At 57.3% G+C, this 9,157-nt stretch carries 11 protein-coding genes; 6 read left to right on the forward strand and 5 right to left on the reverse strand.

Annotation, left to right across the window (positions count from 1 at the left end):
* Positions 1-167 precede the first annotated feature (167 nt).
* Positions 168-803 carry a DUF502 domain-containing protein gene (locus BKX96_RS27790; protein WP_046817642.1) on the forward strand — a complete coding sequence of 212 codons (636 nt, stop codon included), beginning with the start codon at positions 168-170 and terminating at the stop codon, positions 801-803.
* An 80-nt stretch (positions 804-883) separates the two neighbouring features.
* On the opposite strand, the gene BKX96_RS27795 is transcribed toward BKX96_RS27790, so the two are convergent.
* A complete protein-coding gene (locus tag BKX96_RS27795; RefSeq protein WP_077186016.1) occupies positions 884-1,246 on the reverse strand; it encodes a hypothetical protein in 363 nt (120 codons plus the stop codon).
* Between the two features lie 265 nt (positions 1,247-1,511).
* On the opposite strand from BKX96_RS27795, the gene BKX96_RS27800 reads away from it, so the two are divergent.
* Complete coding sequence (locus BKX96_RS27800; RefSeq protein WP_077186017.1) at positions 1,512-2,006, forward strand: cupin domain-containing protein; 495 nt, start codon at positions 1,512-1,514, stop codon at positions 2,004-2,006.
* A gap of 868 nt (positions 2,007-2,874) precedes the next feature.
* On the opposite strand, the gene BKX96_RS27805 is transcribed toward BKX96_RS27800, so the two are convergent.
* The 3 genes from BKX96_RS27805 to BKX96_RS27815 all read right to left on the reverse strand — a co-directional run bounded on the left by BKX96_RS27805 (position 2,875) and on the right by BKX96_RS27815 (position 4,737).
* On the reverse strand, positions 2,875-3,195 hold the full coding sequence (locus tag BKX96_RS27805) for an isochorismate lyase (RefSeq protein ID WP_077186018.1): 321 nt from the start codon (positions 3,193-3,195) through the stop codon (positions 2,875-2,877).
* Between the two features lie 116 nt (positions 3,196-3,311).
* Positions 3,312-3,746, reverse strand: coding sequence for a GFA family protein (locus BKX96_RS27810; protein ID WP_077186019.1), 435 nt, complete (start codon positions 3,744-3,746; stop codon positions 3,312-3,314).
* A gap of 49 nt (positions 3,747-3,795) precedes the next feature.
* On the reverse strand, positions 3,796-4,737 hold the full coding sequence (locus tag BKX96_RS27815; protein WP_077186020.1) for a carbon-nitrogen hydrolase family protein: 942 nt from the start codon (positions 4,735-4,737) through the stop codon (positions 3,796-3,798).
* A 105-nt stretch (positions 4,738-4,842) separates the two neighbouring features.
* Here BKX96_RS27815 and BKX96_RS27820 point away from each other — a divergent pair, with 105 nt between their 5' ends.
* A complete protein-coding gene (locus BKX96_RS27820; protein ID WP_046817634.1) occupies positions 4,843-5,526 on the forward strand; it encodes a winged helix-turn-helix transcriptional regulator in 684 nt (227 codons plus the stop codon).
* 74 nt (positions 5,527-5,600) lie between these two features.
* On the opposite strand, the gene gltS is transcribed toward BKX96_RS27820, so the two are convergent.
* The gene (gene gltS / locus BKX96_RS27825) at positions 5,601-6,815 is read right to left on the reverse strand and encodes a sodium/glutamate symporter (protein WP_046817633.1); all 1,215 of its coding nucleotides are present in this window, start codon (positions 6,813-6,815) and stop codon (positions 5,601-5,603) included.
* Positions 6,816-7,103: 288 nt separating this feature from the next.
* On the opposite strand from gltS, the gene BKX96_RS27830 reads away from it, so the two are divergent.
* The 3 genes from BKX96_RS27830 to BKX96_RS27835 all read left to right on the forward strand — a co-directional run bounded on the left by BKX96_RS27830 (position 7,104) and on the right by BKX96_RS27835 (position 9,022).
* Complete coding sequence (locus BKX96_RS27830; protein WP_077186021.1) at positions 7,104-7,562, forward strand: metallophosphoesterase family protein; 459 nt, start codon at positions 7,104-7,106, stop codon at positions 7,560-7,562.
* 102 nt (positions 7,563-7,664) lie between these two features.
* The gene (locus tag BKX96_RS32630) at positions 7,665-8,072 is read left to right on the forward strand and encodes a hypothetical protein (protein WP_143512482.1); all 408 of its coding nucleotides are present in this window, start codon (positions 7,665-7,667) and stop codon (positions 8,070-8,072) included.
* A 431-nt stretch (positions 8,073-8,503) separates the two neighbouring features.
* Positions 8,504-9,022 carry an Hcp family type VI secretion system effector gene (locus BKX96_RS27835; protein WP_077186022.1) on the forward strand — a complete coding sequence of 173 codons (519 nt, stop codon included), beginning with the start codon at positions 8,504-8,506 and terminating at the stop codon, positions 9,020-9,022.
* Positions 9,023-9,157: the final 135 nt, after the last annotated feature.

A 9,157-nucleotide genomic window follows, 5' to 3' on the forward strand; every position in this document is an offset into this window, starting at 1 on the left:
GCCCGCAATACCTTCGACTCCCAGGCCAATGGTCCCGCCAAGCCAACTTTACCGGCGCGTCCTTGTGGGAGCGCCAGGTGCGTACTATCGTCAAACATCACATCTGCAGTGCTGTTTACCCTTGTCGATACCAAGGCCATTCTGCCCATCCAGAAAAGGTAGCGCATATGAACCAGGCACTTGCGTATTTCACTAAACGGGTGATTGCCGGCTTGCTGGTGATCATCCCCATCTACCTCGCCATCCTGGTGTTGCTCAAGGGCATGAAGTCCCTCGGGCAGTTGGTCAGACCGTTTACGAAACTGCTCCCCGAATGGCTGCCTGCCGAGCAACTGCTTTCCCTGATACTGGTGTTGGTGATCTGCTTCCTGATCGGCGTGGCGTTGCGCACCCGATTGGGCGAGATAGCGCGCAAACGGGTAGAGACAGGCGTGTTCGAACGCATCCCCGGTTACGGATTGTTCCGCAGCCTGACCCAGCAGATCGCGGGGGACAGTCGCCAGACCGTCTGGAAACCCGCGCTGGTCGAGATTGAAGATGCGCTGGTCCCGGCGTTCATCATCGAAGTGTTCGACGACGGCCGCTACACCATCTTCGTCCCCTCGGTCCCCACCCCCCTGGCCGGCGCGATCTACATCCTGGAGCCGAGTCGCGTGCATCCCCTCGACGTGTCCTTCACCGATACATTCAAAGTCATCTCCAAATGGGGTGCGGGCGCCAAGGACCTGGTAGCAGCCATGGAAAATGCTGGTGACCGGGGAGGGCCGGGACTGGCGGTGAACAAGGTGGATGCGCTGCCTTGATAGACAGGTGCAACGCAGCGAACACGAAAAAGCCCGGCTGATCAGGCCGGGCTTTTTGTTGGAGCGATGTAGCGATTGGCTTAGGCGACGGCGTTGCCTTGCAGGCGATCCGAGCCATCGGCAGCGACGGCGTTGCCTTGCAGGCGATCCGAGCCATCGGCAGCGACGGCGTTGCCTTGCAGACGGTCGGAGCCATCAGCGGCGACGGTGTTGCCTTGCAGGCGGTCGGAGCCATCGGCGGCGACGGTGTTGCCTTGCAGGCGGTCAGAACCATCGGCAGCGACGCGATTTTCGATCAGGCGGTCCGAACCACCCTCAGCCACTCGGCTTTCAATCAGACGATCCGAGCCACCTTCAGCCACGACAGGCGCAGCAGAGGTAGCGGCAAAAGCGTTAACTGCAAAAACCGTGAAAGCGATGCTGAGGAGAGTTTGGCGTTTCATGATCGTGTACTCCGGGGTGTTGTGGGTTGGTATGGAGCTGATGTTACGCCGCGGATTTTTTAAGAGAACTTCATTGACGTGATGGTGAACATCGACGGTATTGATGGGGCCAGAAGCCCACCCGTGGCGGGCGTGATGATATGGAGCCGAAGATTGATTACATTGCGTATGAACTGTAATGCGCGATCACACCGTTATCATTGATGCCAATCACCCATAGAGTCGGCCGGACAATTTTGTTTATGGCGTAGTCAAGGTGCCTCTTATGGTTCAAAACATTATGAAAACGGCTGCCCTGGCAGCACTTCTTGTCACAAGCGCGGCCATATCCTCTGTTCAGTCACAACCCTTGCCACTCGACAAAATCGGTGCCCTGCATAATGAAAACGTGGAATGGCGCAGCTTTGCCGCATTCCCAAAGGAAGTAAAACTGGCTGTCATCGCCGGCGACCCGAGCAAGCCAGCACCCTATGTTGTACGAGTCAAAGTGCCCAATGGCACCCGATTGATGCCCCATACCCATCCCGAAGACCGTATCTACACCGTCATGGCAGGTGTTTTCTACATTGGCTTCGGTACGGTTTTCGATCCGGACAAACTGGTTGCCTATGGGCCGGGTAGCGTAGTGATACTTCCGGCTAATACGCCGCACTTCCATTGGGCAAAATCAGGAGAGTACATTTCGCAGGTTTACGGGACTGGCCCGCTGGGGCTTGAGTATGTAGATAGCCATGATGATCCTCGTAATGCGTCGAAGTGAGGAAGATCTGTTCAGCATTTATGCTGTCTTCGCACTAATGTCAGCGAAGACCTAATCCTGCAGGAGCCGGCTGGCGGTAGCGCATATACAGTCGACACAGTCGTCGCCTGTCAGGCCTCTTCGCTGGCAAGCCAGCGCCTACACATACAGCGTGGTATTGCACCGGACCATCGTGGCATTGCACGGGACCTGTAGGAGCCGGCTTGCCGGCGAAGGCGGTCTTGAGTTTTGTAGCGGGTTTGAGGACGCCTTCGCTGGCAAGCCAGCTCCTACACAAACAGCGTGGTATTGCAGCGGACCATCGTGGCATTGCACGGGACCTGTAGGAGCCGGCTTGCCGGCGAAGGCGGTCTTGAATTTTGTATCGGGTTTGAGGAAGCCTTCGCTGGCAAGCCAGCTCCTACACAAACAGCATGGTATTGCACCGGACCATCGTGGCATTGCACGGGACCTGCAGGAGCCGGCTTGCCGGCGAAGGCGGTCTTGAGTTTTGTAGCGGGTTTGAGGACGCCTTCGCTGGCAAGCCAGCTCCTACACGTACAGCGTGGTATTGCACCGGACCATCGTGGCATTGCACGGGACCTGTAGGAGCCGGCTTGCCGGCGAAGGCGGTGTTGAATTTTGTATTGGGCTGGCGGGCCTCTTCGCTGGCAAGCCAGCTCCTACACAAACAGCATGGTAGTGCAGCGGACCATCGTGGCATTGCACGGGACCTGTAGGAGCCGGCTTGCCGGCGAAGGCGGTGTTGAATTTTATATTGGGTTTGAGGACGCCTTCGCTGGCAAGCCAGCTCCTACAGATCTGCGAAAGCCCTCGGCGTCCGTTTTTGTTCACGCCGCTTGTTCAGGGGGAATCCAATCCCTACGGATCAGGTCTCGGGTAATTGCGCCGACCAGTGTTTCATCTCCTCGGCAATAAAATGCTTCACCAGATCGCTATACATCTTTTCGATCACATCCGGGCTCAGGCCTTCTGCCTCAGCCCACTCCCGACGTGTCGCCAGCATTGAATCGAACCTTTCCTTGGCGCGCACCGAGGCCGCAGAGGTCTTGAATTTCGAAGCCGCCAGAACGTACTGAAAACGTCGGCCCAACAGCTTGATAACGGTTTGGTCGAGGGCATCGATCTCGCGCCTGATGTCCTCCATTCCTGTGCATTCTGCAGGTTGCAATATATTGGAAACTTCCATGTAGGTAACTCCGTCTTGCTTATGTAGGAGCGAGCTTGCTCGCGAAAAATCCAAGGATGTCGCAAGTATCCGGGCACGTAATATCGTTCACGATCCTGTCGCGAGCAAGCTCACGCCTACTCATCCACGCAAACACCCGAACCCCCCAACTCTTTCGGCACATCCTTGAACTTGGGCAGTCCATCTTTGATGCGCAGCACCGACTCCTGATAATGGACATGCACCCCTGGCAAAAACTCAAGATCCGGAATGACCGCGGCATACACATCGATCAGCCCCATCCCCGGATGGTCGGTGAAGAGATGCCCGCCGCAACTCTTGCACCACTTGCGGTAACTCTGTGGGGTCATGTTGTAGGTGCCGATGTTGTCAGCCCCTCGAGTGACTTGCACTGCCTCGGGTTTCCACAGGGTGAAGGCATTGACCGGCCCTGCTGACCAATGCCGGCATGACTTGCAATGGCAATAACCCATCCCGGCCGGCTTGCCGCTGACGGTAAACTCGACTGCGCCGCAAAAACAACTGCCTTTGTAGGACTGTTCATTGTTCATGGCATGACTCCCTGATCAGTTGTCAGGCGTTCGTTCGCCTGAATATTCTTCACTCGTCAATGTACTGCACCGCCGTTGCTGGCGTGCGCCGCACCTGCAGTTCGAAAATGTCCGGGCGCGCATAGTGCCCGGTAACGTCGAGCGCCCGCCGTGCCGGGGCCACGAGTGACACGTCGATGTCCGCATACAGGATGCCTGCCTCTCGGTGCAGTGGGCCGGCCACGATCCGGCCTTGCGGATTGACCACCACCGAGTCGCCGTCGTTGATCCACTCGTCCGGATCGGCAAACAGTTGCGCACGCGCCGGGAAGTCATCGGGAATGTCGCTGCCACGCAGCACGCTGCCACTGCCGAGCACCCAGCAGCGGCCTTCGAGTGCGATGTGACGCATGGTGCTGATCCAGCCTTCGCCAGTGTCGTACGTAGGCGCGATGTAGACTTCCACGCCTTGGGCATACAGTGCATAGCGCGCCAGCGGCATATAGTTCTCCCAGCAGATGAGCGCACCCACGCGGCCGACCGGTGTATCGACCGCACGCAAGCCGGACGCATCACCCAAGCCATGCACCATGCGCTCGGGATTGGTGGGCATCAGCTTGCGGTGGCGGTTGAGCACGGCGCCGCTCGCGCCGATAACGACTACGCTGTTATAGAGCGTGCCGCCGCCATTGCGCCGGTCGCATTCATTGATGCCGCACACGATTGTCACGGCGTGGACCCTGGCGGCCTCGCATAATTGGCGCAGATCACCGTTGGTGATATCAACGGCGTTGGCCAGCAGTCGCGCGTGCAACTGGCCGATCACCGCGCCGTCCTTTCCCGCGGCCAGTCGCCAGATCCATGACGGGTAACCTGGTATGAACGATTCGGGCAAAACAATCAGCGCGGCTCCCGCCGCCGCGGCCTCGGCGACCGATTGCACGGCCCGGGTGATCGTCGCGCTGCGATCGAGCAGCACGGGCGGGCGCTGAATGATGGCGATCCTGGTCATGGCGTTCTCCTGGGGTGGTTGGCTGACAGAGACTTGAGCCTGCGCGTGGCGAAGTCGCGCGGCTAGTTCAGAATCTGAAGCGTTGCAGCGATGGGAGGGCAGGCGATGGAAGAAACCTACGGTCAGTTCTGCACGGTCGCGCGCGGTGCTGAAGCGCTGTGCGAGCGCTGGACACCCCTGGTCGTGCGCGAGTTGCTGTGCGGCAGCAAACGCTTCAATGAACTGCACCGCGGCGTACCCCGGATGTCCACCAACCTGCTGGCACAGCGCCTGCGCCATCTGGAAGAAATCGGTGTGATACAGCGCACGGCCACGGGCAAAGTCTGGGAATACAGCCTGACCGAAGCGGGTGAGGAACTGCGCCCCATCATCATGGCGCTGGGGCACTGGGGCGCACGCTGGATCGGCAGTCGCCTGCGCGACGACCAACTCGACGCAGGCCTGCTCATGTGGGACGTGCGTCGGTTCGCGCGTATCGAGACGTTTCCGTCCCGGCCGGTGGTCATCCAGTTCAAGTTCCGCGACGCGCGACCCGGCGAGCAGCAATGGTGGCTGGTGGTCGAACAGGGCGTGGCAGACCTGTGCCGCGACGACCCCGGGCGCGAATTGACGCTTGTCGTCGACTCCAGCGTACGCGCGTTGACTGAAGTGTGGGCGGGCGACCGCACACCCCAGGAAGTGCTCCAGTCGCGAGAGCTGCGTGTAGACGGCGCGGCGCTGGATGCGCAAAGCCTGTGGCGCTGGCTTGGTACGAGTGCGTTTGCCGGTACTCGGAGTGCTGCGCGTTAGTCCTCAGATGCCATCGTGAAACTTAAGCGGTCGATGAGCTCTTTGGGTCTTTCTGGGTAGCGCATCCGCAAACGCTAGAGACCGCTGAACATCCCAATAATCACGGCATTCACCAGGTCAATGAAAAAACCACACACCAGCGGCACGATAAGAAACGCCTGGTGCGCCGCACCATACTTCTGGGTCACGGTGGTCATATTGACGATGGCGGTCGCCGTAGAGCCAAGCGCAATCCCGCCAAAGCCTGAAGCAATCACGCTGGCCTCGTAATTACGGCCCATGAACCTGAACACCACAAAGTACGTGTAGAGCACCGTCAACAGGATCTGCAGGGTCAACGCGCAAGCAATGAACAGCAACGCGCCGCTGAGTTGCCACAATTGCAACCCCATCAACGCCATGGTCAAGAACATGCCCAGGCAAACGTCGGAGATCAGTGCCAGGCCCTGGCTGGCGCCGCTCCAGGATTTCAGGCGCTGCTCGCCGAGTAGTCCCCGGACGACGTGGTGAATGACGATACCGGCGAACAGGCAACTGACGAACTTGGGCAGGGTGATCCCGCTATCCACCAGCAGCAGGTTGAGTCCGTAGCCGAGCATCAAGGTCAAGTTGAGCCACATCCACGCCCAGAGCACGTCGTAGTAGTCCAGCGGCTTGCCCTGCTGTTGATCGAGAATGCCGACTTCCAGCGCCGCATCCCGGGAGGGTGTGAGTTGATGGCGACGGATCAACCGGTTGGCGATAGGACCGCCGATCACACAGGCGGCAATCAGGCCGACGGTATTGCTGGCGATCCCCAATTCATGGGCGTTCTGAATGCCCAGCTTTTCGACGAACAGCGGTGCCCAGGCCAGGCTAGTGCCAATCCCACCTGTGAGGGAGATCGAACCCACCATCAAACCGGCCTTCGGATCAAGCCCGAATACCTCGGCCATCCCCATGCCCAGCGCGTTTTGCAGGAAGATAAACACTGTGGCGAGCACCAGCAGAATCATCAACGGCCACCCACCCTTGATCAACTGGCGAATGTCCGACTTCAGGCCGATGCCGGCAAAGAAGTAGAGCAGCATGGTGTCGCGGACTTGCAGGTCGAACTCGACCTGGATATTGAGCCCGAAGTACAACAGGCTCGTGACCGCCGCACAGACAAAACCGCCAACCACCGATTCGGGAATACAGTATTGACGCAGCAACGTGCTGTGCTGGACCAGCGTCTTGCCCAGAAAGAGCAGCAGGATAGCGAGCGTGAAACTCACCAGGCCATGTACAGCAAAGAGTTCGGCGGTCATCTATAGCCTATTGAAAAACCTGAAAAAAATATTATCCAGAGGAAATCGTACGGCTTTCAGACCTGGGTCAACGAAAGTGCAGATCGTCGATCAAGCCGGACTCGGCCAAGGCAGTGCACAGCGAACCCTGGATGGCTATTGTGTTCATAGGAGTCCATTGCATGGCATGGGTTAAGGTAGGCGGGCGAACATCCGGGTCGTTGCCAGTGTGCCGGAGTGAGTCAAGCAGCTGATCCCGGAACATGCAAACACCGCTATGGTTAGCTGTATTCATTCCTGGAGCCTTGCATGAAAGTAGGCGTGATCTCCGATACCCACGGCTTGCTCCGCGCTGAAGCTCTCGCGGCGTTGCAGGGCTGTGAGCGGATCATTCACGCCGGCGACATCGGCAAAGCGCAAATTCTCGAACAACTGTCGGAGATTGCGCCGCTGTATGTCGTGCGTGGGAACAATGACCAGGCGGCCCCGTGGGCGGCGCACATCGCCGATCACCTGTGTTTCGAACTCAATGGGTGGCAGACCTTGCTGGTCCATGACATGGCCGATGTTCCGGCATTGCTGGATGCAGGTACAAGGCTGGTGATTACCGGGCATTCCCACAAACCACGCATCGAATGGAGCGGGGAACGGCTCTTTCTAAACCCAGGCAGCGCGGGGCCGAGACGGTTCAAGCTGCCGGTGACGTTGGCAGTGCTCGAACTGGAAAGCGGTCTGATTGAGCCGCGATTGGTGTCGTTGTTGGAGTGAGCAGTTTCCGAAAGGCTGGCCGTTGGCAAAAGATCAGAAACCCGCTATTACGTTAGTAGTTGCCACTTCATTCATTGCAGCTCGTCGAAGGTAAGCCCCACGATGCGAAATCCACTGAGGCATTCGAACGTTCGATTTGGTTTTTTACTGGGTGTTATCTCAATGGGGCTGACCGCTTGCACCAGCGATGAGAACTATAGTGCGCCTGCAAAAGAAATCACTCGTCCACCTATCGATGACAGCGAGACGTCGTCTGTGCGAGTCACAACTAGTTGGCTCCAGCACTCACTTAGCCAAACAGGCTGTCTGGAGCACGCCAGAGCGGCTCTGATTAAGGCTAGGTATTTTGTTGAAACAGGAGAACGATCTGTTTATGGATTGCGTGAAGGCATGACCTTTTCAATTCGCTGCGACTACGAAGGCGTGGCTTTTTTCGCAGTGGCTTATCGCAAAAGGCCAAGTACTCAAACCCAGGATCGAATCTTGAATGAGATCACCCGGCTATTTTAACGACTAGGCAAGAGGTATTTTGGCTCGCCAAAGTTGGTTGCGACTTACTACGTCCGCATTACTGATGAGGCTTGCGGGACTAAGCAAATCTGTCCCGTTCTACTGGTCCCGTTCCACTGCTTTTCACTTTCCAGTCCGATCATTTCGATTCTTTCCAATCTACGATCATTGTAGTCGGCGTATTAGTCTCCACCCATCTTTTGCTGGCTAAAGGGCATTTCAGCCTGGTAGAAATTTACACAGTTCGATCTGACAAGCTGAGAAAAATTCTGCGCAGTTTTGCGCGATGGGCGCTCCCTAAATACAGGTGAAGAGGTGCTGTGGATCTTAACCATTTGAATTTAAACGTTTTTTAATATTGGCATTGGTTTTGCGCTGTAGATTGGGCGCTGGTTCTCTCATCAGCGCTTTCAATCATTAGGAGATACGCAATGCCAACACCTGCCTACATGATGCTTGAAGGTAGCAAGCAAGGATTGATAACGTCCGGGACCTTTACCGAGGACTCGGTCGGCAATATTTACCAGCAAGGCCATGAAGATCAGATACTGGTCCAGGCATTTGATCACCAGGTGATCATCCCGCGTGATCCCCAGTCGGGGCAGCCAACGGGGCAGCGTGTGCACAAACCGTTGATGATCACCAAGGTCTTCGACAAGTCCTCCCCGCTGATTTTCAACGCCCTGACCTCGGGAGAGCGTCTGGAGAAATGCCACCTGGCCTGGTATCGCACTTCCGCAACGGGCACCCAGGAGCACTATTACTCGATCGAATTGCAAGACGCGATTATCGTCGATGTGAAGTCTCGCATGCCTAACTGCCAAGACCCTGCGATGGCGCATTTTACGCATCTTGAAGATGTGTACTTCACCTATCGGAAAATCATCTGGACTCATGAAATTTGTGGGACGACTGGTTCTGACGACTGGCGTAGTCCGGTAACTGCTTAAGGCTGGTTATGGCGGGCGCTGCAGGTCGCATTAAAGATCGATCCGGTCGTCCGGCGCTTTTCTGAGCGAGAGTTGTGAAGCCTTCCGCGAAAGAGATCGACCACGTTGGCCAAGGTGGTTGCTCCCTCGGTATGC

Origin of the sequence: Pseudomonas putida, assembly GCF_001976065.1 — a bacterium.
Lineage (GTDB): Bacteria > Pseudomonadota > Gammaproteobacteria > Pseudomonadales > Pseudomonadaceae > Aquipseudomonas > Aquipseudomonas serbica.

What these genes read in the sequence shown, in the direction of transcription:
- BKX96_RS27830 (WP_077186021.1), top strand. Translation starts at nt 7,104, where the DNA reads ATGAAAGTAGGCGTGATCTCCGATACCCACGGCTTGCTCCGCGCTGAA.
- BKX96_RS27835 (WP_077186022.1), top strand. Translation starts at nt 8,504, where the DNA reads ATGCCAACACCTGCCTACATGATGCTTGAAGGTAGCAAGCAAGGATTG.
- BKX96_RS27800 (WP_077186017.1), top strand. Translation starts at nt 1,512, where the DNA reads ATGGTTCAAAACATTATGAAAACGGCTGCCCTGGCAGCACTTCTTGTC.
- BKX96_RS27820 (WP_046817634.1), top strand. Translation starts at nt 4,843, where the DNA reads ATGGAAGAAACCTACGGTCAGTTCTGCACGGTCGCGCGCGGTGCTGAA.
- BKX96_RS27815 (WP_077186020.1), bottom strand. Translation starts at nt 4,737, where the DNA reads ATGACCAGGATCGCCATCATTCAGCGCCCGCCCGTGCTGCTCGATCGC.
- BKX96_RS27790 (WP_046817642.1), top strand. Translation starts at nt 168, where the DNA reads ATGAACCAGGCACTTGCGTATTTCACTAAACGGGTGATTGCCGGCTTG.
- BKX96_RS27805 (WP_077186018.1), bottom strand. Translation starts at nt 3,195, where the DNA reads ATGGAAGTTTCCAATATATTGCAACCTGCAGAATGCACAGGAATGGAG.
- BKX96_RS32630 (WP_143512482.1), top strand. Translation starts at nt 7,665, where the DNA reads ATGCGAAATCCACTGAGGCATTCGAACGTTCGATTTGGTTTTTTACTG.
- BKX96_RS27795 (WP_077186016.1), bottom strand. Translation starts at nt 1,246, where the DNA reads ATGAAACGCCAAACTCTCCTCAGCATCGCTTTCACGGTTTTTGCAGTT.
- gltS (WP_046817633.1), bottom strand. Translation starts at nt 6,815, where the DNA reads ATGACCGCCGAACTCTTTGCTGTACATGGCCTGGTGAGTTTCACGCTC.
- BKX96_RS27810 (WP_077186019.1), bottom strand. Translation starts at nt 3,746, where the DNA reads ATGAACAATGAACAGTCCTACAAAGGCAGTTGTTTTTGCGGCGCAGTC.